Source organism: Edaphobacter flagellatus, from assembly GCF_025264665.1.
Classification (GTDB): Bacteria; Acidobacteriota; Terriglobia; order Terriglobales; family Acidobacteriaceae; genus Edaphobacter; species Edaphobacter flagellatus.
Map to the genome: position 1 here is coordinate 215,050 of NZ_CP073697.1, position 21,390 is coordinate 236,439.

Sequence of the window (21,390 nt, forward strand, 5' to 3'; positions counted from 1 at the left end):
ATAGAGATATGGCCGCCGAGTTCACCCACCTCCATCTGCATACGGACTACTCCCTACTCGATGGAGCCTGCGACGTCGATAAGCTCGCCGCGCACCTGAGCAAGCTCGGCCAGACCGCCGCGGCCATGACCGACCACGGCAACATCTTCGGCGCCGTTCACTTCTTCGATGCGATGAAGAAGAAGAACATCAAGCCGATCCTCGGCTGCGAGCTGTATCTCTCCGAAACTGCCGACCATCGCGAGATGTCGGGCGGCTACAACCACTTCCTCGTGCTCGCCGAAAACGAAGAGGGCTACCGCAACCTCGTTCGCCTGACCAGCGAGGCCGCGCTGCACGGTTTCTATCGAAAGCCGCGCGTCTCCAAAGAATTTCTGTCGAAACATACAAAGGGACTCATCGCCTTCTCTGGCTGCCTCGCCGGTGAGCTCAACCAGCACCTGATGGCCAATAAGTACGACGAGGCCAAAAAGACCGCCGGCATCTTTCAGGACATGTTCGGCAAGGACAACTTCTTCCTCGAAGTCCAGGATCACGGCCTCGAGCCCGACAAGCCCGTCCGCGAAGCTCTCTACCGCATGGAGAAGGAGCTGGGCATCCCGCTCATCGCGACCAACGATTCGCATTACGTGGCTAACGACGACTCGCGTGCCCACGAAATTCTGCTCTGCGTGCAGACCGCGGGCAGCATGAACGACCCTAATCGCTTCAAGTTCGACACACAGGAGTTCTACATCAAGTCGGCCGACGAGATGCACGAGCTCTTCGCCGACAACCCTGAAGTCTGTACGCGCACGATGCAGTTCGTCGACCGTTGCAACCTCAAGCTCAGCGCCGTCGACAATCCGTTCCCCGAGTTTCCCGTCCCCGAAGGCTACGATCTCTACAGCTACTTCGAACAGGTCTGCCGCGACGGCCTCAAGAAGCGCCTCGAAACCAACATCGCTCACCTCCGCGCCAATGGCCTGCTGCGCAAGTCCATCGCCGACTACGAAGAGCGGCTGAACCGCGAGCTCGATTGCATCAAGCAGATGAAGTTCCCCGGCTACTTCATGATCGTGTGGGACTTCATCCGCTACGCCAAGGAGAAGGGAATCCCCGTCGGCCCGGGCCGTGGCTCGGCCGCAGGCTCGCTCGTGGCCTACGTGATGGAGATTACCGACATCGACCCTCTCCAGAACGAGCTGCTCTTCGAGCGCTTCCTCAACCCGGAGCGCGTGTCCATGCCGGATATCGATATCGACTTCTGCATGAACCGTCGCGGCGAGGTCATCGAATACGTTCGCTCGAAATATGGCACCGATCAGGTCGCGCAGATTATCACCTTCAACACAATGGCCGCCAAGGCCGCCATCAAAGACGTAGGCCGCGCACTCGAGATGCCCTACGGAGAAGTCGATCGCATCGCCAAGATGATTCCGGCAACCATCGGCATCACCATCGATCAGGCGCTCGCCGACAAAGGCCCGCTCTCACAAGCCTACGAGGCCGACCCCAAGATCAAAGAGCTGATCGACACCGCCATGCGTCTCGAAGGCCTCGTACGCGGAGCAGGAGTCCACGCCGCTGGCGTTGTCATCGCACCCAAGCCGCTTACCGAGCTGGTCCCCGTCACGCGCACCAAAGACGAAGCCATGGTCACGGCCTATGACATGAAGGCCGTCGAGAAGATGGGCCTGCTCAAGATGGACTTCCTCGGTCTGACGACGCTCACCGTCATCGACGACTGCTTGAAGCTTATCAAGCAGACGACCGGCGAAGAGATCGACATGGCGAAGATCCCGCTCGACGATGCGAAGACCTACGAGCAGGTCTTCCATAAGGCGCTCACCTCCGGCGTCTTCCAGTTTGAATCCGGCGGCATGCGCGACGTGCTGCGCCGCTACAAGCCAACTACCGTCGAAGACCTCACCGCTCTCAATGCGCTCTATCGTCCCGGCCCGATTCAGGGCGGCATGATCGACGACTTCATCGAGCGTAAGTGGGGACGCCGCGCCGTAGAATACATGTTCCCCGAGCTGGAACCGATCCTCAAAGAGACGCTCGGCGTCATCGTCTACCAGGAGCAGGTCATGCAGATCAGCTCCGCCATCGGTGGCTACTCGCTCGGCGGAGCCGACCTGCTGCGTCGAGCGATGGGTAAAAAGATTGCCGAAGAGATGGCCAAGCAGCGCGACTTGTTCATGAAGGGAGCCGTCGAAAAGAAGTTCCCCAAGGACAAGGCCGGTCAGCTCTTCGACCTGATGGAACAGTTCGCAGGATACGGCTTCAACAAATCGCATTCGGCGGCATACGCGCTGCTCGCGTATCACACCGCGTGGCTCAAGACACACTATCCGGTTGAGTTTATGGCCGCACTGCTTACCAGTGAAACCTCGAAGCCCGAAAACGTCGTGAAGTACATCGGCGAGTGCCGCGAGATGAACATCCCTGTCGTTCCTCCGGATGTCCAACGCTCTGATGCCAACTTCACACCGCTGATTACAGAAAACGGCAAGGCAATCGGCTTCGGTCTCGCTGCCATCAAGAACGTCGGCCACAATGCCATCCTCTCCATTCTCGAAGCCCGCTCTGCACTACGCGAAGAAGGCAGGCAAGGCTTCGCCAGCCTGTGGGAGTTCTGCGAGAAAGTCGACCTGAGCCGCCTGAACAAGCGCGTGCTCGAGTCGCTCATCAAGGCCGGAGCGATGGATACCTTTGGGAATCGCGCGCAAACCACCGCTGCGCTCGACTCCGCCATGGAGCGCGCACAGAAAGCGCAGCGCGACGCCGCAGCCGGACAACACGGCCTCTTCGGCATCTTCGACTCCGATATCTCTGCCTCCGGCAAATCAGCCGACGCACTGCCCAATGTTCCCGAATGGGACGAGCACACACGCCTGCAGAACGAAAAAGAAGTCCTCGGCTTCTTCGTCTCCGGCCATCCCATGGACAAGTACCGCGAAAAGCTGCGCAACATCAAGGTCGTTGACACGGCCACCGCCGTCGAAATGAAACCCGAGCCGCAGGTCTTCCGCCGCGGTCGCGACGAATCCCCTCAGAACGAGATTCAGATTGCAGGTGTCATCACCGGCCTCAAAGTCGCCAAGTCCAAGCGCTCCGGCGAGCTCTACGCACAGGCCGCGCTCGAAGACACTACAGGCAAGATCGAACTCATCGCCTTCCCGCAGTCTTACGAAAAACTCGCCGAGAAGCTCAAGATCGAAGTCCCGGTCCTCATCCGTGGCGTACTCCGCGGCGAAGAGGATTCAGCGCCCAAGCTGGCCATCTCCTCCATTCAGGCGCTTGAAGACGTCAAGATCAAGCTGCCCGAAGCCCTGCGCATCAAGGTTCCGTTGCACAATCCTGACTCTGCGCTGCTCGAAAAACTTCATGCCATCCTGGTGGCCGCTCCCGGCAAGGGCAAACTCTTACTCGATCTCGAAGAACCCGGCGAGTTCTGCGCCGTGCTCGAACCTGCCGACGTCATGGTCGCGGCAGATCGCCTCTTCATCGACCGTGTCGAAGAACTGGTCGGGCAGGGAAGCGTACGGGTTATCGAATGATGCGCCGCACAGCCCTCATCGCCCTGCTGCTTGTTGGCACAGCATGGTCGCAAACGCCATCGAAGACGCAGGTCATCATGCTTGGCACGGGAACGCCATATCCTGATCCTGATCGTTCAGGACCAGCCGTTGAAATTGTCGTCAATGGAACGCCGTATCTGGTGGACTGCGGTCCGGGCGTCGTTCGCAGGGCATCCGCTGCGCGCAGCAAAGTTCCCGCTGCTGCACCACGCAACATCCACACGCTTTTTCTCACGCACCTGCACTCTGATCACACCGCAGGCCTGCCCGACATCATGTTCACGCCGTCCGTCGTCGGCCGTCGCGGAGCGATGGAGATTTACGGGCCAAAGGGAACAGCGGATATGGTCTCACTCGTCCACCAGGCCTGGGCAAAAGATATCGATGTCCGTCTTCATGGCCTCGAACAGGGACATGCCGATGCCTACGTCTACCACACGCACGAAGTGAAGCAAGGAGTCGTCTACAAAGACGAAAACGTCACGGTTACGGCCTTCCCGGTAAAACACGGATCGTGGGATGAAAGCTTCGGCTATCGCTTCGATACGCCCGATCGCTCCATCGTCATCTCTGGCGACACGCGCCCCTCTGCCTCGGTCGTTGCAGCCTGCCACGGTTGCGATCTGCTGCTGCACGAGGTCTACCCGCAGGCAGGCTTACTGACACAGGCAGCCGGTGATCGCGAGTACCACCGCCAGTTCCACACCTCAACCGCAGAACTCGCAAAAATCGCGGCAGAAGCGCAACCCAAAACACTCGTTCTCTACCATGTGCTCTTTTGGGGAGTCACCCCGGCGGGCGTTCTCGACGAAATGAGACAGGCGGGATATACCGGAAAAGCAATCGTCGCCAACGATCTCGATATCTACTAGGCCCCACGGTTCTGTCATAGTCCTGAATTCAGGTCCAACCACATACCAGCATCACGGCCGGGCCTTCAACGTAAATTCCGCTACAATATGCAGAATGGCTGATCTCGAATCACGCAAGCCGACGCACCCGGCATCGGAAGCAGTTCCCGAGGCATGGCGCAAAACGGAGCTGGCCCGGCATCCGCAACGCCCTTATCCCATGGACTTCATCGAAGCGATCTTTACCGACTTCAGCGAGATTCACGGCGATCGCGCCTTCGGCGACGATCAGGCCATGTCCTGTGGTACGGCATGGTTCAACGGTGAGCCGGTCATGGTCATCGGCAACCTCAAAGGCCGCACACTCAAGGAACGCGTCGCACGCAAGTTCGGTTCACCCGATCCTGAAGGCTATCGGAAAGCTCTTCGCGCGATGAAGATCGCCGAAAAATTCCAGCGTCCCATCTTCACTTTCATCGATCTTGCCGGCGCTTATCCTGGTATCGGTGCCGAAGAGCGCGGCCAGGGTGAAGCCATCGCTCGCAACCTCATCGAGATGTCGCGCCTACGCGTTCCTACCATTGCCACTATCACCGGTGAAGGTGGCTCAGGTGGAGCCCTTGCGCTCGCGCTGGCCGATCGTGTGCTGATGCTCGAGAACGCCATCTACTCCGTCATCTCGCCCGAAGGTTGCGCCTCCATCATGTGGAAGGACGCCAACAAAAAGCAGCAGGCCGCCGCGGCCCTTAAGTACACGGCCGGAGACGTACAGCTGATGGGGTGCGTCGACGACGTCATCGCAGAGCCGGAGGGCGGCAGCCAGAACGACCCTGCGGCAGCATTCGCCGTTGTCGCCGATCGCCTGCGTCACCACCTCGCCGACCTGCGCAGGCTGTCCACCGACCAGTTGCTCGAGGAGCGCTATCGCAAGTTCCGCAACATCGCGCAGTTTTACACCAGCGATTCCGCATTGCCAGCCGCTGCCTCCGGCGCCTAATCAACATTCAACGGAGCATCTACGTTGTCCGCGCCTCATTCAGTCCCACCACAGCCGCGAACTGGCAAAGCCTTCCAGCTTGCGCTTGTCGTTGCTGCGCTGGCATGGTCTCTCTCCTCTCGCCTGCTCTCGGCCAGTTCGGCACGCGGTTTGACGAACCGCTTCAATGCCGACTGGGCCACAACGCTCCTCGCTGCTATCTTCCTCATCTTCCTGCTTGGCGTTGGCTTTACGCTGCTTGAGGCCATCGCCCGCCGACCCAGCACCATCCGCCAGTCGCTCGCGCTTCCACCGCGCGCTTCCGCACCCCGCGAGTGGCTCACAGGCGCAGCGCTGGGCTGGGGAATCGTCACTGCTACTGTCCTTCCCATGGCGCTCGCAGGCGACCTCTACGTCAGTTTCTGGCTTGAGCCCCGCGCCTTCCTTCTCTTCTTCTTCAATCTGCTCGTCATCGCCGTCACATCGCTCGCGCAGGAGATCATCTTCCGCGGCTATCCCTTCCGTCGTCTCATCGACGCCATCGGCCCCGTTGCGGCAACCTGCTTCATGTCGCTTCTCTTCGCCATCACCTGCGCTATCGAAGACGGAGCCGGCCGACTCGCCCTTGTCATCGCGTTCCTGAGCAGCATCCTCTTTTCCATCTCCTGGCTTCGCACCCATGGCCTCTGGATGGCCTGGGGCATGCGTTTTGCCTGGACTGCCAGCATGGGCGCACTCTTCGGACTCCCCGTCGCCGGCTCGCTGAACCATGCGACGCTCATCCAGACCAACGCCATTGGCAGGCCCTGGGTCACCGGCGAAGACTACGGCCCCGAAGCCTCCGCCGTCATGATCCTCGCACTCATCGCCGGACTCATCCTCCTCGTCCGCGTCACGCGCGATTACGCCTGGAACTACACCCACCCCGAGATCGTCCCCGGCGGCTACCCCATGGACATCGCGCCCCCACCCGCGCACGCAGCGATGGAGGAGGCCGCCAAAGCCAAACAAAACTCGCTCGTTCAAATACTTCCCATGACGCCCCAGGGACGCTCCGCAGACTCCGAACCCAACCCCTGAACGCGGCCTCCAACGTAAACCTTCCGGCACTTGTAAAAAGGGAAGAGAAGGCGCAAGCTTGTCTGTATCTGAGGTGCTTCCATGGCTACGCGCAGATGGGTTCTCCTCGTCGCCGGCTTCGCTCTCACACTCCCAACGCTCTCAACGCGGGCGATCCATGCGCAGGTCTTCGTCGTAGGCGAAAAGACCGCCACCGCCGACATTTCCACCGCCTTCAAGCCCACCAGCATTCCTCTGCCCACCGACAAGATCTCCGAGCGCGGACGCCGTGAGCTGGTCCGCAATCTTGAAGCAGAGCAGGGCTTCGCCCATCGCGCCATTCCCATTGGCGTCATCTCCCTGCAGGCCAACGGCGACCTCTCACCCAGCCCCGAAAAATACCGCCAGATGGTCTACCAGAAGGGCCAGTCTGCCGCCCCCGGCGACCGCATCGTGATCACCGCGCTCACCTTCAAAGGCAACGAGATCGTCCTCGACCTCAACGGTGGCCCTTATGCGAAACACCGCTTCCTCTCGCATATCCAGCTCAACGACGCCCCCGTCGCAGCCACCAATCCCGAGCGCCCCACCGGTTCGCGCATCAGCCTCGTCTTTCCCAACGAAATCCCCGAGATCTCCGCACCTGAGGTCAAAGCCCTCCTTGAGCCCGTCATCGATTTCGGCGTCAAGACCAGCGAGCAGGCCTACGCCGACACCCTCTCGCCACGCCTCCGCGACGCCATCGCCGCCCATGAGGTCCTCGTCGGCATGAACCACCGCATGGTTCTCGCCGCACTGGGCGCGCCAGAAAATAAGGTCCGCGAGCAGCAGAGCGGTGACCCCAACGGCGCTCGCTACGAGGAGTGGATATACGGGCACGCGCCGCAGACCGTCAAGTTCGTCCGTTTCGTCGGCGACCGCGTCACCGTGGTCGAGATCGCCGCTCTCGGCAAGCCCGTCGAGATCCACGATAAGAACGAGCTCGACGGCTCCGAGCTCCCCACCAACACCCGCGAGATCGCAATGGGCGACCATGTCCCTGGCAAGGATGGCGAAGACCCCGCCCCCTCTTCCAAACCGCCGTCGCTCCGCCTCCCCGGCGAAAAAGAGCCGCCGAATGCACAAGGCAAAGTGCAGTACCCCGACGACAAGGATAAGGACAAGCGCATCGACCGCCAGCCCATCCCCGCCACACCCGGTTCACCAGCCGATACCTCCAGCCAGGACATTCCATCCACGCAACCGGCCGTCCCTGGAGCGGATCAACAGATATCCCCGGTCACATCACCAACCACCACAACCACGCAGCCGCAGATCAATCGTCGTCAACAGGGGCCGTAGCGATAATTTGGCTGCCGGTGTAAAATCACAAGGAGCAGCAACCGCAGTTCTTCTCCTGAAGATTCCTTCCGTGGCCTGCCCCGGACAATCCTGAGAAGTACCGGATGTCTTCCGTCCTTCGCGTCCATTCGGGCGAGGGCAGAGCGTCCTTAAGCGCGCGAGGCGAAACATTCGTTAGGGAGAACAAGTCATTATGGCGAAGATTGCCAAGACCGGCGACCGTAAGAAAGTCATGGATACTAACAAGAGCACCGATTGCCCAAAGTGCTCCAAGCCCACCCGCATCGTCAAGCGGGTTAAGGACCGTGAGCGCGGAACGCCCGGCGGAGTTTACATCTCCTGCTCGGCATGCGACTTCTTCGAAAAGCTCTAAAGTCCAGACGATCAGATTTTCCACAAAGAAAGGGCCCCTTTTCGGGGCTCTTTTCCTGTGTAGAGGCGTCTAAATGCAATGCCGACCCAAAATGGTGTCGGGCTGAACCAAAGTTGTACAACAAATTACCGTTACTGCACTTGACGACTGTCTGTTGAGCCGGGCAGACTCTTCACCGGAAAGCAGGGAACACAGTTTTTATGAGCTCCATTAGCATTGCACCAATTTCATCCTCTTCTTCGACCTTCTCCTCCCTCCCTCACTTTGATCGCCCCACATACCTGATGTGTCCGCCGGAGTGGTACGACGTCAACTACGTCATCAACCCCTGGATGGCCGGCAATCTCCACCGTCCTTCTCGCGATAAGGCCTTCGCTCAGTGGAAAGAGCTGCACAGCCAGCTCCAGCGTCTCGCGGATATCCGCCTCATCCACGCCAAGCCCGGCTCGCCCGACATGGTATTCGTCGGCCATACCGCGCTTGTCCAGCATGGTGTCGCGGCGCTCTCCAGCTTCACTCACCCGCAGCGCCAGACCGAAGAGGAGCACCTGCGGAAGTGGTTCCAGGCCGCCGGCTTCCTTGTCTGGGACACCCCACGCGAGACGGCCTTCGAGGGCGAGGGCGATGCGCTCTTCGATCCCACCGGCGAGCGCCTGTGGGCCGCGCACGGTGTCCGCACCTGCCTTCAGAGCCACCGCCACGTCGCGGACGCATGGCACACGCCGGTCACCTCGCTGCACCTGGTCGACCCGCGCTTCTACCACCTCGACACCTGTTTCGCCCCCCTCTCCGGAGGTCACCTGCTTTACTTCCCGGTAGCCTTCGATGCGCCTTCGCGAGCGAAGATTGAAGCGGCCTATGCCCCCGAAAAGCGCATCGCCGTCTCCGAGCAGGAAGCAACGCACTTTGCCTGCAACGTGATCAACGTAGGCAATAACATCCTCATGGGGATCACCGGCACGACCCTGGCGAAGCGCCTCGAAGACCTCGGCTACAAGGTCACGGAGCTGGACCTGAGTGAGTTCATTCGCGGAGGCGGATCCGCCAAAGCACTGGCTCTCCGTCTAAGCGACTCCCGCGTAAGCAGCGGTCTCCCGGCTCAGATCTAAAATTCCCGTAATTGCGGCTTCGCTTGTTTGACCTGTTCATTCAAGCGAAGCCGAGGGTTCTCGCATCTGTCTGTAGCCCCTTTTAAGAATTGTCATTGCGAGCGGAAGTCATGGTCCGTAGTGGAGGAATCTGCTTTCCAGCACAAATCTGTCAAGACCCATTTTCCTTCAACTAGCACAAAATAAAAGGCATATAGTTTGCCGATTTCACTTATCCCATTTGCTAGAATTTAAGTAAGAGCAATCAAAAAGAAACCTCCGGTTTGTCCGGAGGCTTCTCTTTTGGACTGAACCTTCAGGTAACCGTTCCAATAACCTTCATCGTTTGAATACCTTGCACGAAAAGGTACAGGGTGGCTCAAGCCGATTCCATCTCATCCAGGATGGCCCGCGCCGCCGCTGCCGGATCGGGAGCCTTTGTAATCGGCCTTCCCACAACAAGGATCGATGCACCGCGTCGGATCGCATCCGCTGCCGTCGCTGTACGGCGCTGATCGTCAGCCGCCGCTCCCGCTGGACGGATTCCGGGAATCACAAGAATCGACTCCGGCCCGGTAGCCGCTCGAACCGCAGCAACCTCCTCCGGCGAGCAGACCATGCCATCCATCCCGGAGGCCTTCGCCATCGTAGCCAGCCGCAAAACCTGGTCGGCAGGTGAGCCGGGAACTCCGACAGCACTCAATTCGCTCTGATCCATGCTCGTCAGCACCGTGACCGCCAGAAGCTTCGGCGCTCCCGGAGCCTTCGCCGCCGCCGCCGCCCGCAGCATCGCCGGACCGCCGAAAGCATGGACCGTCAGCAGCCCGGCTCCAAGGCCCGTCACCGAGCGAACCGCACCAGCCACAGTATTCGGAATATCGTGCAGCTTCAGGTCGAGAAAAATGCTGTAACCGCGACCCGCAAGTGTCTCCACCAGACCGTTTCCGGCAGAGTAGTAAAGCTCCATGCCGACCTTCAGCCAGCGGCAGGCGCCGTCCAGACGGTCCACAAGCTCATACGCGCTCTTCGCATCAGGGACATCGAGCGCGACCGCCAGACGGTCACGCGCAGCAACTTGAACGCCTTCCTGGGGAGCAAAACTCACACTGGTAGTCATAACACCAGTTTAGTCCCAGGCATGCGTCAGCAGAGAGCCTCTTCAGGTACCTCTCTGGCCAATTGCTGAACTTTCTCTGATTTACATGCCCTGTGGAACCAGCTGGGGCATCCGTACCTGGGCGATCAGCTGCTTCATCATCTCAGAATCGTTGGGCCGCAGCGTCTCCAGCTTGACCTTGCCGATACCGCGAAGCCCGACAGCCTTGGCTGCTCCGTAGGACAGGTCGACGATGCGACTTTCCGGAACCGGACCGCGGTCGTTCACACGAACGAAGATCGACTTGCGGTTCTTCAGGTTCGTGACGCGAATCCAGCTGTTCAGCGGAAGGCTCCGATGAGCACAGGTCAGTCCGTTCATGTCGTAAGACTCGCCATTGGCGGTCTTCTTGCCCTGAAAGTACTTGCCGTACCACGACGCCTGACCAATCTGGAACCAGCGGTGCGTCTTGTTAGGTTGCTGCGAGTTGTTCTGCATTTGTGACGGAGCTGGGTCGCTGGCTGAAGCCGAGACACCCAACGCTACGAGCAGTGTCACGACGGCAACTCCAAGTCGAGTCGAAGCGTTGCCGCTTCTATTAACAGGAATCATCTTCATGGCATTTCCCATCCCTCTATTGTCTTGGCAGGAAATAGCTAAGTCAATCAGCCGATTTGAGTTAGAGCAGGATTTCGCTTGTCTGAACTCCCTCGCTGTGCTAAAGGAGTTCCCAGGGTTTGATGCCGATATTCGCCCTTAAATCAGCCGATTTCCGCCCAAATTCGCTACTTTTCGGCAGCCGGATAAGAATCCTGCTATTTTTTGAAAAATCTCAGAAAAGTATTCCTCAGGGCCCTTTTTTCGCCCAATTCGTTCTTTTCGATGCCATGAAGACTGTTTTGACCATCGCCGGCTTTGACCCCTCTTCCGGAGCCGGAATCACCGCAGACCTGATGGTCTTCGCTACCCATCGCCTCTTCGGGACCTCCGCGATCACCAGCCTCACGGTCCAATCGACCCTCGGAGTTCGTGATAGCCAGCCCGTCTCGGCCAGCCTTCTGCGAGAAACCCTCGCTTGTCTCCATGAAGATCTGCCGCCCGCTGGCGTGAAGATCGGGATGCTGGCAACAGAAGAGATCGTCGAAGCGGTCGCCAGCTACCTCGAACGCCTGAAACAAGAGTCATCGCAGACGCCTGTCGTTCTCGACCCCATCCTGCGCTCCAGCTCAGGCAGGGAACTGCTCTCACCAGCTGGACTGCGATGCCTGCGTGAACGTCTTCTTCCTCTGGCCGACTGGGCAACGCCGAATCTGGCGGAACTGAGCCTGCTTACCGGCCTCCATGTCGCTGACCGCAATCAACTGGAGCCTGCGGCTCGGACTCTCCAAGCCTCCTACCCGAACCTGAACGTCGTCGCTACAGGGGGGCATCTGGACCAGCCTGACGACCTGCTCCTTACCTGCGGCGGTGAGCTTCACTGGATTGCCGGCGAGCGCATCGACAGCATGGCGACGCATGGGACGGGCTGTGCCTTCTCAAGCGCGCTGCTCAGCCGTCTTGTCCTTGGCGACGACCATCTTACGGCCGTTTCGGCGGCAAAACGCTATGTCGCAGAGGCTATCCGCCAGTCGGCCTCGATTGGTCATGGCCACGGGCCACTGAATCACCTGTGGCCGCTCAGGCGATAACTCCTCCATAATGCCCCCCTCGAAGACGCCGATAAGAGGGAGGACGGAGGATGTTTAACGTTCATGCAACAATCGGCCGCTTCCAACCCCAGCGCCTCATTAGCTCTGAGCCTGTTTCTGCCACCTTCGCAACCCCTGACCATCCACCGGAGAAGTGAGACACACCACGGCCAAACCTTGCGAACTCTCGGACATGCTGCCGAGTACCTTGCCAGCTCACGCATAGCTTCGATGGATGCTCGTGAGGCTGCAGCCAATCGCGAGGCCGTACATATCCTGATGCGACTCAGTCGGGAGGTCTTCGATGAATTTGCGGAACTCCATCAACCACGTCACCACATCACCGACTGGCTGATGCGGCAAGCCGTACGAGTCTACGGAGCGGCCTGAAGAAAGCCGCGCAACCGGAGGGCTTATTTCTTACCCGGTGCAAGAACGAGGCTTCCAAAATGCTCCGGCGAGTGGAACGTAGCCGACATGGTCGGTTGCCAGGAGAGAATAAGGCGGTTATCTGTAGTGCCCGCACAGCGGAAGAGACCGATACGGAGTGTCTGTCCCGGAGCTGGCGAGTCGTTCTTCAGAGACGAGAAGGGAATCTTCATCTCCGCGTACCAGACTTTTTTGTCTTGATCGATGCGAGCAGCGACCTTGTAGCCTGAGTTCCACTTGATAGCATCACGATTGCCTTTTTTATCAAGGTCGATGTTCAGGTCGACCCATTCCGCCTGCGGGGACACTTCGAGCTCCTTGTACTGGCGGATGTTCTTATAATCCGAACCAATAAACGCCTCGACGACGTCCCAGTTCCAGAGCCGGTTGGTTTCATTAACGGGATCAGGGTCCGGCTTCAGGTTCAAATTGTCGTAGGGTGCTACATAGAGCAGGTAGAGATTTTCTTTGGTCCAACGAGCGCGCACTTCTGTGCGATAGGGAGCTGACCTCCCCATGGTGTCGGCGGTAATGAAGACCGGTTGCGCAGACTTCCAGAACGACGAATGGGGATCGAGGTTGAGATCGACATCCTTCTTCGCCTCCAATGCAACGATGGAAGCGGAATCCGGTGCTGGCGCGGTCTGAGCTTGCGCTGCGAAGGTAAAGGCTGTCAGTAGCAGTAGAGAATATAGGCGCATGAATCCGAATGTCCGATCTCAGGTCGTGGTTTTGACAACACAATAACACCGCGATTGAGAACACAAGTAGGCGAATAGGCCTAGAAGGATGACCGGCAGGGAAGCAGCCCTCCTGCTAACATTTCTATATGGCCCTTACGATCATTTTGAATGGACAGTCCCGTGATTTCGCCGCCCTGTCCGAGTCTGCAAGCCTTGCAGACCTTGTCCAGGAGCTTGGTCTGAAAGCGGATCGCGTGGCAGTTGAGCACAACGGAGAGATCGCCGCGAAAGCGGGTTGGCCAAATGTCCGTCTGACTGTCGGAGACCGGCTTGAAATCGTGCATTTTGTCGGTGGCGGATGGAAGTGATGTCGCAATCAAGATGACGTGCCGGTGAGACGACGGAGAAGCTGTTCCCATCCATCACCGTATTGCTTCCAACCACCCAGCATTCTTACGCGAGTCAGGGATGCTTCGCTCATGCGCTTCTGGAGCGCGGAATCTTCAGCAAGCTGACGCATCCTCTCCGCCAATGCAGCTGAATCCCGTATGGAGACGATGAAGCCTTCGACTCCATCTGTGAACAAGTCTTCTGCACCCGTGTTGGTGGTCGCGATAACAGGGCAGCCGCAAGCCATAGCCTGCCCCTGGACAAGTGCCATGCCTTCGTCCAGGCTGGGCATCACCATCACATGGCTCCGGCTCATGTGCTCCTTCAACTGCGTCTGAGGCATCATGCCTTTATAGGTGATGTTCTCTCGGGGCAACTTTTCCAGAACACGCTCCATCTCCGGCTGAACACCTCCGATAACGGTAAGGTGCTTCTGACGAATGGGCAACTGAGCAAACGCCTCAATCAGGTAAGGAAATCCCTTCGGCAAACTTACGCGGCCGACATAAAGCACTTCAAAGCGATCCGATGGAGGGTCAGCAACCTTCTGAAAGCGGTCCAGGAGGACACCGTACGGTAAGACATGAATCTTTTCCGCAGGAATACCGCGATCGAGATACGTACGGCGGGAGTAGCTGGACGGCACCGTGATCGCATCGGCCACCTCGTAGATCTTCTCTTCGCGTGCCAGATCGCGAGGATCGTCCTGCGAGTTTTCCGGCACACCCCAGCGGAGATGCTCCTCCTCTACAAGTTCAGCGCGGTAACGGATGTGCGTCGAGCCGCGGTCGCAAATAAAGCGTCCGCCGCGTTGCTGAACCTTGATGCCGGTCTTGAGCCCGGCACCCGAGATGGCAATGAAGGCATCGCAAGGTGGGATACGCCGAAGGGTCCACTCATCGAACGTAAGAGCATTCGCGTAGCCTAGTTGGTCATACAGCCAACGATTGCCGACATGATATTTGTGCAGCAAAAATTCCGGCGTATGGATCCATGGAAAAGTCTCGACCCGAGACTTCGGCAATCCCTCCCGGCTCAGCCTTCGCCAGGGAAAGGTCGAATAGATGACCTCCAGGTGGCCGCGGCGTTCCAGTTCGCGAGCAAGTTCGAAGTGATGGAAGACGCCAAAGACAGCCTGTACGATTCGCATGAACGAAGAGTGCCCCAAGGTCGATGGTAGCAAAGACACAAAGGGCGGTAATTAATGCTCAGACGCTGAAGGGCTGAGCATCGCGCTAGCGCGAAGGTGTGAACTCGAGAGTCTGCACCTGAAAAGGCTCGAGCCTGAAAGTATGAGGCTGATCTGCACGGATGGAGATCGCTTGTACTGCCTGGTCGTCCTTCCACGGGCTTTTCGCAGTGTAGGAAGGCACTGACCCAGCAGGCAGCTCGAAGGCGTCCTTCAGTTTCAACGTGATCGTCTGCGGCTTATCGTTCGGATTACGAAGTACCAGGATGCCCTTCTTCGGCGTCCACGAGGCCCAGCCATAAACTTCTAGCCAGTTGGGATCGCCTCCCACCCAATGCGTGTCCTTCAGAACGTCTACGTTCTCGCGCGACCAGCGAGCTGCTTCAGCCAGGTCGTCCCAATTTTGCTTCGAGAGCAGGGAAGGCGTGATGTACATCTCCTGCAGCTGCGTTCCTGTCCCAAAATACGAACGAATCTCACTGCGGAAATCGTTCTGCGGATCGTCGTTCAGATGCTTACGGAACTTCGCAAAGATCATGCCATGCAGCATGAGCGAGTTCAACGGATACAACGGGCCGTTCACAACGATCCGGCGATACGTGTCGCCATCACGGTAGGTAATCCAGCGCTGCCGGTAACTCCCAACGCCCATAAAGTCGTCATCTTCGCCGCCGCGCCATATCGAATCGGCATACTGCAGCCAGAAAGGGGAGGGCCATGTTCCGGTCGTCAGGTTGATGAAAAGATCGGGCTTGGCCTCGCGCAACTCGCCGATCAGGTGAATCGCAGCAGAGAAGTCACTGTCAAAAGCACTGCCCCGAAAGACGGAATCGACGTTGCCAGTGCCATCGAACTTGAACTGGTTAACACCGTACTTCTTCACCATGTCGAGACTGACATCACGAAAGGCCGCATAATACTTCGGGCCTGATAGAGCATAACCACCCTGCACAATCTCATAACCTTCGCTCTTGCCGTACTCGATGCGCTCCTTCTTGGGGCCCGCATAACCTCCCCACGGAGACATCCAGACACCCGGATCAGCACCGATACGTTCCGCCGCCGTCTTCACCTCGGTAAACCCGTGAGGGAAGCCGTCATTAAACTTCCAGAGCGATTTGTGATTGTCCCATCCATCATCGAAGAGAAAGGAGCTGATCTTGACGCCACGCTGCTCGGTCAGCTCGCGTCCAAACGTGTTAATGCGGTCGACAGCGCCGGCCTGATCGTAAGGCGTAAAGTACCCCAGGTCGTACCAGGAGTTGTAGTGCAGGAACGTCCGATAAGGATGCGCTCGCTCCCGCTCGATGTAAGCAAGAAACTCCCTGCGCATCTGCCCCTCGTGCACCACACCAAAGACAGATGAGTAGGTAATCGACTGGCCAGCTTTCAATGGCAGGTCGCGGTCGATCCAAGCAATAGCTTTGTCCCCGATGATCTTGCTCTGGGAAATGGGGTGCTCAAAACCGAAGAACAAGGTAGGCGTCACGATCGGCGAGCCGCTGACCGACCCACTGACGCTTGCGGCTGGCAATTCCAGGTCGATGAGCCGGACCTGGTTGATCGGCAGATCGCTCTGCGAATCCGCTGTGATCGTCAACGACTGACGAATATACGATGACCCCTCACGCAGAACAACGGACCATAACAGTCGAACAGACTTGTCCGAACTCTCCAGCGGAACATTGAACTCCTCACCAGCCAGCGTCTCAGAAAACCTTGAGGCACCCACCGCAGGAATGAGCTTCTTCTCCGATGGAATGCCGGAGACAGCAACGTTTTCTGCATCGTAGATGCGGCCATCCTTCAACAGAATTCGGAACGGGATAGCTGCGGGGATCTGCTTGCCATGCAGCTTATCCAGATAGACCACCTGCTGGACGCGGCCATCTTTAATCTGCCATTTCAGGCCAGCAACATTGTTTTGCAGAAGATAGCTGTCTCCAGTATGCTGCGCCACAATTTGCGTCTCGCCGGGGATAGCTGCAGCCAGCAATAAGCTTCCGAAACAAAATGATACGCACAACGCAAATGAAATACGCATGTTTACCCGCAAAATCGATCTGAAAAGATAATTACGGCTAAATGATACAAAAGATTCAGCGACTTCGGAGGCTGAAAGATGAGCGCAGGGAAGAGAAATTTTGGATTGGATGTCCTGCGCGCCGCTGCAATCGTAGGCGTGATTCTCGCTCACGGCCTGAATATCTACATCGGCCGAGTCAATCTCACCTCATCCCTTGGTACTGGTGTCGAATTATTCTTCGTTCTGTCGGGATTTCTGATCGGACGTATCTGTCTACGGGCATTTCAGACAGAAACCTTCTCCTTCTGGAGCTTCTGGCGCGCCCGCTGGTGGAGAACCCTGCCGCCATACTTTGCGGCCATCCTTCTTTATATCGGGGCAAGCCATATCTACTCCGAATTCCCATCGCTGCATCTCTACTACGCACTCTTTCTACAGAACTACCTCGGCATCACTGGCTTTGCGCCAACCTGGAGCCTCTGCGTCGAAGAGCACTTTTACCTGTGCCTACCGATCCTGCTCATCGTTTTTATTAAATCATTTGGTATCAAAGGCCTGCGATATCTCCTGCCGGGACTCTTCTTCGTCCCTCTAATGCTTCGTATCGCAACCTACCTGATCTCCGGGGGAATGCCGGCCCAGTGGTATTGGCTCACTCATCTTCATTTTGAAGGTCTAGTCGCCGGCGTTTGGCTCGCTTATCTAACGGTCGCCGACCAGCCTTTGTTCGACAAGCTGAAGAAGCCCGCAAAGCTTCTTTTGCCGCTGTGTCCGCTTCTTGTAATCATCCTGCCCATCTGGAATCCGCGCCCGATGATGGCCGATCTGCTCCTGTTTACGATCTATGCCATCGGGTACGCGGCATGGGTGCGCTATTTATACGACCTGGAGTGGACACCGCAATCGCAGGCCGGACGGTTGATTCGGTCGGGTATCGTAGGGGCAGCACTCTGCTCCTACAGCATCTATCTGACGCATACCATTCTGGACCCACTGATCCGTAAAGTTTTGCTTGGAAGCTGGAACCGAGGCGTCGCCAAATCGATCGTCGTGCTCACCATGACCTGGCTCGGGGGAGTGGTTTTTTACTACATAATCGAACGACCAACGATCATCAGCAGAGACATCTATCTTCGCGGCAAAGAGGCTAAAGCGAAGGCGCAGGTAGCCGTATAAGCAGGGGCCTCTGGCTTTGCATCGCAACTATACATAATATGTGTTATCAGACATAAAACTTAGCTCAGGAACTCTTAGTCTTGTGTCACTATTGCCAGACTGAAACGTCTACTGGTTCAAGCAAGCTTCCTTCTGACACGTGCCGACACCTCTTCTCAAGCTACGGACATACCTGACCCGACTGCTATGTCCGGTCATGCTTTGTGGTTCGCTATCGATTGCACAGACTTCCAGTTCGTCGGCAGCGCCAAACGGCCTGATCTCGGTGAGTGGTCAGGTCTTGAATGCGGTCAGCAAAGCTCCGGTACCCCGAGCTCTGGTTCAACTCAATGGGCGAGCCGTACTCACCGACCACGAAGGCAAATTTACTTTTAGCCAGTTCGATGGCTCTGGCCTCACCGGAGGCCGATTCATCCAGGTTCAGAAGCCCGGCTACTATGCTGCCTCCGACGGAAACGCCATTCTCGTTGCATCGATTAGCAGCGACCAGCTGGCCTCGCCTATTACCCTCCAGATGTATCCGGAGTCCCTGCTGACGGGTACGCTCATCGCATCGGATGGAACCCCGCTATCGCGGGTATCGGTCACAGCCCGGCGCTTAACCTATAGCGACACCGGCCAGCAATGGACCCCGGCGGGCGTTAATATGACCAACTCCCGTGGAGAGTTCCGCCTCGCCGTCGCCCCTGGCGACTATAAGGTTGAAACCGGCTATCAGCCCCGTATGGCAGGAACGTCTAAATCTATTATTCCTTCGATATATCCAGCAGTAAGCTCGTCTAACACTTCGGATTTTATCCATCTAGCTGCTGGTGCAGAAGAACATCTCGATCTTCGCCCAGAGCTCGTTCCCACCTATCCTGTCTCTCTGCGAATCGATCCTTCGCCCGACCGCGGCTTCCCGATGATCATGGCGCAATCCAGCACAGGAGCGACCTTTCCGGTCAGCTTCTCCCGCTTTGCAACCGAAGGCAGCCGCCGGATTGAACTTCCCGCAGGCACCTATACGTTGACCGCTACGATCAATGCCGGTGAAGCCTCCGAATATGGCGAGACAACCGTCACCGTGACACCGCAAAATACCTCTGAAGCCATCCTTCACCTTGCTCCAGCTCCTACCATCCCCGTACAGATCATTGCCGACCAATCGCAGTCATCCACTTCTTCTACGTCCGATAACGCGCCTCCGAGCTTGCAGCAGATGGGCTTGATGCTGAGCGACACCCAGCACGCTGGACTAATACGCGGTAACGGCCAGGCCATCCTTACAACCGGAGCCGACCATGTAAGCTACTTCCGTCCTGCTCCAGGAACCTATCGCCTGGTCAGCCACTCCGGCGGACGATGGTACGTCAAAGCGGCCGCATACGGAACAACAGATCTGCTCACGCAGGATCTCGTCGTAACGCAGGGATCCGGCAACTCTCCTATCGTGCTCACAGTCAGCAATCAAACTGGGGCCCTGCAAGGCACAACCGTGTCGGCAGGAGTTCCCTCTTCAGGCTGGGTTTACTTGATCCCCACTGGCCCTAGTGCTGCATCTGTTTTCCCGATGCGAAGCAACTCCGACGGTACCTATAACTTTGCCTATCTGCCGCCCGGAGACTATCAGGCCATCGCCTTTGAGCAACGCCATCAGGATAACTATCGCAACCGCGAAGCACTCTCGCACTACTCCACCTACATCAAGACCATTACGATCAACGCCGGAAACAAGGCCTCGCTAGATCTCGTCGCGGTTCCCGCATCGGAGGTCGCTCCATGATGCGAAAGAGCTTTGCACTTCCCTTCCGGCTCATTGCCTGCGGCATGATTCTGTCTGCCGGCCTGGCCGCTTCAGCGGAGCCCAGCTCTCCATCGCCTTACCGGATCACGGGTGTCGTCCTCAACAGCATCACGGGAAATCCCATCGCAAGATGTCATCTCGAAATCTCGTTGACGGGACGCAATCAGGGGCCAATGCGAAGAGCATCTGCAGGCAATGGCTTTGATGCAGATGAGCACGGCCGCTTCTCCATTCCTGTAACTTCAGCCGGAGCATGGCGTCTAACGGCCAGTGCACCCGGCTATGTAACCCAGGCATTCAATGAGCACAATAACTATTCCTCGGCCATTGTGCTGTCAGCCTCCGCTCCAACCTACGATCTCCAGTTCCGCCTTCCGCCACAAGGACGCATCTCCGGTTCCGTGCTCGACGAAGCTGGCGAATCTGTACGTAACGCTAACGTTCAACTAATGACGGAAGTGCCACCAACGCCAGATCATCGTGTTGCATCGTTCGTGCCCCGTTTTTTTGCGCAGACCGACGACCGCGGCTTCTATGAGTTCTCCAGCCTGCCACCTGGCAGCTATCGCATCGCTGTCAATGCGCGGCCATGGTATGCAAGCTCAGTCCGCCAGCGCAGCGGCACGACGAGTTCATCCCTTGATCCCTCTCTCGACGTCGCATATCCACTCACCTGGTATCCGGGGAGCAGCGATTCTGCGCTGGCCGAGACCCTGACGCTTAAAGCAGGAGACGACCGCCGGGCGGACTTTCAACTCACACCCATCCCATCCCTTCATCTGCAGATCATCGCTCCTCCGCCATCGAGTGATGGCCGCACCATCTCGTCCTTCCCTATCGTGGAGCGCATTGACTCCAACGGTGCCAACGGCTTTGTGCAGTCCTCCATCGGCAACAACAACGGGCAATTCGACATCTCCGGTCTGACCCCAGGCACCTATCGCGTTCGACTCCAGGGCCCCAACCAGGACCCGCGGTCCACCGTCGTCCAGGTCACCGAGGGAGCGGCAAAGGTCATCGACTTCAGCTCGGCAACCTCTTCTTCCATGTCGAATATCACCGTCCACTTCGACCGTGACGACGACGATTCACGCCCAACCATGGTTGAGTTCACAGACACAACGAACGGGCAGAAATTTTTCCCGATGTATGGCGGTGGTCGCCCTATGCCAGTCGACATGCGACGCGGGCAGCCGCGCGAGATCACGCTACAGGTGCCTCCCGGCCGCTATGAAGTCAACATCACAAATCGCAGCGACTCCTATCTTGCAAGCATCTCCGCGCAGGGAGCAGATGTAGAAGGTCGCATCCTAACCCTTCACCAGGGAGATGTAACACTGACACTGCACACCGTCAGCGGCCTGGCAACGGTGAAAGGTATCGCCAGCCTCGCCGGCAAACCAAGTGTCGGAGCCGTTGTGATGCTGGTGCCGGCTGCCCTCGACGATCCCGGATCGTTTACCACGCTCGAGCGCGACCAGAGCAATACCGATGGCAGCTTCGATCTGAATGATGTCGTCCCAGGGCAATATATTCTGATCGCCGTCGATCAAGGATGGGATATCAATTTCAACGATCCCGCGACGCTGCGCAACTACCTCGTTCACGGAGTCCCGCTTGTCGTCCGTTCCGGAGCCTCCATCAAACAGAATGTTGACGCACAGGCTCCCTGA

At 57.8% G+C, this 21,390-nt stretch carries 18 protein-coding genes; 13 read left to right on the plus strand and 5 right to left on the minus strand.

The window, feature by feature from the left end; genetic code table 11:
• Positions 1-8 precede the first annotated feature (8 nt).
• The 7 genes from dnaE (at position 9) to KFE13_RS00900 (ending at position 9,275) form a co-directional block, all read left to right on the plus strand.
• Complete coding sequence (gene dnaE / locus KFE13_RS00870) at positions 9-3,545, plus strand: DNA polymerase III subunit alpha (protein ID WP_260705244.1); 3,537 nt, start codon at positions 9-11, stop codon at positions 3,543-3,545.
• On the plus strand, positions 3,542-4,438 hold the full coding sequence (locus KFE13_RS00875; protein ID WP_260705245.1) for an MBL fold metallo-hydrolase: 897 nt from the start codon (positions 3,542-3,544) through the stop codon (positions 4,436-4,438). Before dnaE ends, KFE13_RS00875 begins: the two co-directional genes overlap by 4 nt.
• Before the next feature lie 94 nt (positions 4,439-4,532).
• Positions 4,533-5,414 (plus strand): acetyl-CoA carboxylase carboxyltransferase subunit alpha, encoded by an 882-nt coding sequence (locus tag KFE13_RS00880; protein ID WP_260705246.1) that lies wholly within the window; start codon positions 4,533-4,535, stop codon positions 5,412-5,414.
• A gap of 24 nt (positions 5,415-5,438) precedes the next feature.
• Positions 5,439-6,473 (plus strand): CPBP family intramembrane glutamic endopeptidase, encoded by a 1,035-nt coding sequence (locus tag KFE13_RS00885; RefSeq protein WP_260705247.1) that lies wholly within the window; start codon positions 5,439-5,441, stop codon positions 6,471-6,473.
• Positions 6,474-6,554: 81 nt separating this feature from the next.
• Complete coding sequence (locus KFE13_RS00890; protein ID WP_260705248.1) at positions 6,555-7,793, plus strand: hypothetical protein; 1,239 nt, start codon at positions 6,555-6,557, stop codon at positions 7,791-7,793.
• Between the two features lie 193 nt (positions 7,794-7,986).
• On the plus strand, positions 7,987-8,166 hold the full coding sequence (locus KFE13_RS00895) for an Rcat domain-containing protein (RefSeq protein ID WP_020713649.1): 180 nt from the start codon (positions 7,987-7,989) through the stop codon (positions 8,164-8,166).
• Between the two features lie 200 nt (positions 8,167-8,366).
• Positions 8,367-9,275: a dimethylarginine dimethylaminohydrolase family protein gene (locus tag KFE13_RS00900; RefSeq protein ID WP_260705249.1), complete on the plus strand. Its 909-nt coding sequence runs from the start codon at positions 8,367-8,369 to the stop codon at positions 9,273-9,275.
• Positions 9,276-9,633: 358 nt separating this feature from the next.
• Here the strand turns inward: KFE13_RS00900 and pyrF are convergent, their stop codons facing one another.
• Both pyrF and KFE13_RS00910 read right to left on the minus strand, forming a co-directional pair.
• Positions 9,634-10,371: an orotidine-5'-phosphate decarboxylase gene (gene pyrF / locus KFE13_RS00905; protein ID WP_260705250.1), complete on the minus strand. Its 738-nt coding sequence runs from the start codon at positions 10,369-10,371 to the stop codon at positions 9,634-9,636.
• Positions 10,372-10,452: 81 nt separating this feature from the next.
• Positions 10,453-10,968, minus strand: a complete 516-nt coding sequence (locus KFE13_RS00910; RefSeq protein WP_260705251.1) for a septal ring lytic transglycosylase RlpA family protein — start codon at positions 10,966-10,968, stop codon at positions 10,453-10,455.
• A 269-nt stretch (positions 10,969-11,237) separates the two neighbouring features.
• Between KFE13_RS00910 and thiD the strand changes: the two genes are divergently transcribed.
• Both thiD and KFE13_RS00920 read left to right on the plus strand, forming a co-directional pair.
• Complete coding sequence (gene thiD, locus KFE13_RS00915) at positions 11,238-12,038, plus strand: bifunctional hydroxymethylpyrimidine kinase/phosphomethylpyrimidine kinase (RefSeq protein WP_260705252.1); 801 nt, start codon at positions 11,238-11,240, stop codon at positions 12,036-12,038.
• Between the two features lie 63 nt (positions 12,039-12,101).
• Positions 12,102-12,428, plus strand: a complete 327-nt coding sequence (locus tag KFE13_RS00920) for a hypothetical protein (protein ID WP_260705253.1) — start codon at positions 12,102-12,104, stop codon at positions 12,426-12,428.
• A 23-nt stretch (positions 12,429-12,451) separates the two neighbouring features.
• On the opposite strand, the gene KFE13_RS00925 is transcribed toward KFE13_RS00920, so the two are convergent.
• Positions 12,452-13,168 (minus strand): carbohydrate-binding family 9-like protein, encoded by a 717-nt coding sequence (locus KFE13_RS00925; protein WP_260705254.1) that lies wholly within the window; start codon positions 13,166-13,168, stop codon positions 12,452-12,454.
• Between the two features lie 128 nt (positions 13,169-13,296).
• Between KFE13_RS00925 and thiS the strand changes: the two genes are divergently transcribed.
• The gene (gene thiS / locus KFE13_RS00930; RefSeq protein ID WP_260705255.1) at positions 13,297-13,518 is read left to right on the plus strand and encodes a sulfur carrier protein ThiS; all 222 of its coding nucleotides are present in this window, start codon (positions 13,297-13,299) and stop codon (positions 13,516-13,518) included.
• Positions 13,519-13,526: 8 nt separating this feature from the next.
• Here thiS and KFE13_RS00935 read toward each other — a convergent pair whose 3' ends face one another.
• Positions 13,527-14,690 (minus strand): glycosyltransferase family 4 protein, encoded by a 1,164-nt coding sequence (locus KFE13_RS00935; RefSeq protein WP_260705256.1) that lies wholly within the window; start codon positions 14,688-14,690, stop codon positions 13,527-13,529.
• Between the two features lie 85 nt (positions 14,691-14,775).
• A complete protein-coding gene (locus tag KFE13_RS00940; protein ID WP_260705257.1) occupies positions 14,776-16,725 on the minus strand; it encodes an alpha-amylase family protein in 1,950 nt (649 codons plus the stop codon).
• Between the two features lie 126 nt (positions 16,726-16,851).
• Between KFE13_RS00940 and KFE13_RS00945 the strand changes: the two genes are divergently transcribed.
• The 3 genes from KFE13_RS00945 to KFE13_RS00955 all read left to right on the plus strand — a co-directional run bounded on the left by KFE13_RS00945 (position 16,852) and on the right by KFE13_RS00955 (position 21,390).
• Positions 16,852-17,931: an acyltransferase family protein gene (locus KFE13_RS00945; protein WP_260705258.1), complete on the plus strand. Its 1,080-nt coding sequence runs from the start codon at positions 16,852-16,854 to the stop codon at positions 17,929-17,931.
• A 139-nt stretch (positions 17,932-18,070) separates the two neighbouring features.
• Positions 18,071-19,696, plus strand: coding sequence for a carboxypeptidase-like regulatory domain-containing protein (locus KFE13_RS00950; RefSeq protein ID WP_260705259.1), 1,626 nt, complete (start codon positions 18,071-18,073; stop codon positions 19,694-19,696).
• Positions 19,693-21,390: a carboxypeptidase-like regulatory domain-containing protein gene (locus KFE13_RS00955; protein ID WP_260705260.1), complete on the plus strand. Its 1,698-nt coding sequence runs from the start codon at positions 19,693-19,695 to the stop codon at positions 21,388-21,390. Before KFE13_RS00950 ends, KFE13_RS00955 begins: the two co-directional genes overlap by 4 nt.

What these genes read in the sequence shown, in the direction of transcription:
- dnaE (WP_260705244.1), top strand. Translation starts at nt 9, where the DNA reads ATGGCCGCCGAGTTCACCCACCTCCATCTGCATACGGACTACTCCCTA.
- KFE13_RS00875 (WP_260705245.1), top strand. Translation starts at nt 3,542, where the DNA reads ATGATGCGCCGCACAGCCCTCATCGCCCTGCTGCTTGTTGGCACAGCA.
- KFE13_RS00880 (WP_260705246.1), top strand. Translation starts at nt 4,533, where the DNA reads ATGGCTGATCTCGAATCACGCAAGCCGACGCACCCGGCATCGGAAGCA.
- KFE13_RS00890 (WP_260705248.1), top strand. Translation starts at nt 6,555, where the DNA reads ATGGCTACGCGCAGATGGGTTCTCCTCGTCGCCGGCTTCGCTCTCACA.
- KFE13_RS00895 (WP_020713649.1), top strand. Translation starts at nt 7,987, where the DNA reads ATGGCGAAGATTGCCAAGACCGGCGACCGTAAGAAAGTCATGGATACT.
- KFE13_RS00900 (WP_260705249.1), top strand. Translation starts at nt 8,367, where the DNA reads ATGAGCTCCATTAGCATTGCACCAATTTCATCCTCTTCTTCGACCTTC.
- pyrF (WP_260705250.1), bottom strand. Translation starts at nt 10,371, where the DNA reads ATGACTACCAGTGTGAGTTTTGCTCCCCAGGAAGGCGTTCAAGTTGCT.
- KFE13_RS00910 (WP_260705251.1), bottom strand. Translation starts at nt 10,968, where the DNA reads ATGAAGATGATTCCTGTTAATAGAAGCGGCAACGCTTCGACTCGACTT.
- thiD (WP_260705252.1), top strand. Translation starts at nt 11,238, where the DNA reads ATGAAGACTGTTTTGACCATCGCCGGCTTTGACCCCTCTTCCGGAGCC.
- KFE13_RS00920 (WP_260705253.1), top strand. Translation starts at nt 12,102, where the DNA reads ATGCAACAATCGGCCGCTTCCAACCCCAGCGCCTCATTAGCTCTGAGC.
- KFE13_RS00925 (WP_260705254.1), bottom strand. Translation starts at nt 13,168, where the DNA reads ATGCGCCTATATTCTCTACTGCTACTGACAGCCTTTACCTTCGCAGCG.
- thiS (WP_260705255.1), top strand. Translation starts at nt 13,297, where the DNA reads ATGGCCCTTACGATCATTTTGAATGGACAGTCCCGTGATTTCGCCGCC.
- KFE13_RS00935 (WP_260705256.1), bottom strand. Translation starts at nt 14,690, where the DNA reads ATGCGAATCGTACAGGCTGTCTTTGGCGTCTTCCATCACTTCGAACTT.
- KFE13_RS00945 (WP_260705258.1), top strand. Translation starts at nt 16,852, where the DNA reads ATGAGCGCAGGGAAGAGAAATTTTGGATTGGATGTCCTGCGCGCCGCT.
- KFE13_RS00955 (WP_260705260.1), top strand. Translation starts at nt 19,693, where the DNA reads ATGATGCGAAAGAGCTTTGCACTTCCCTTCCGGCTCATTGCCTGCGGC.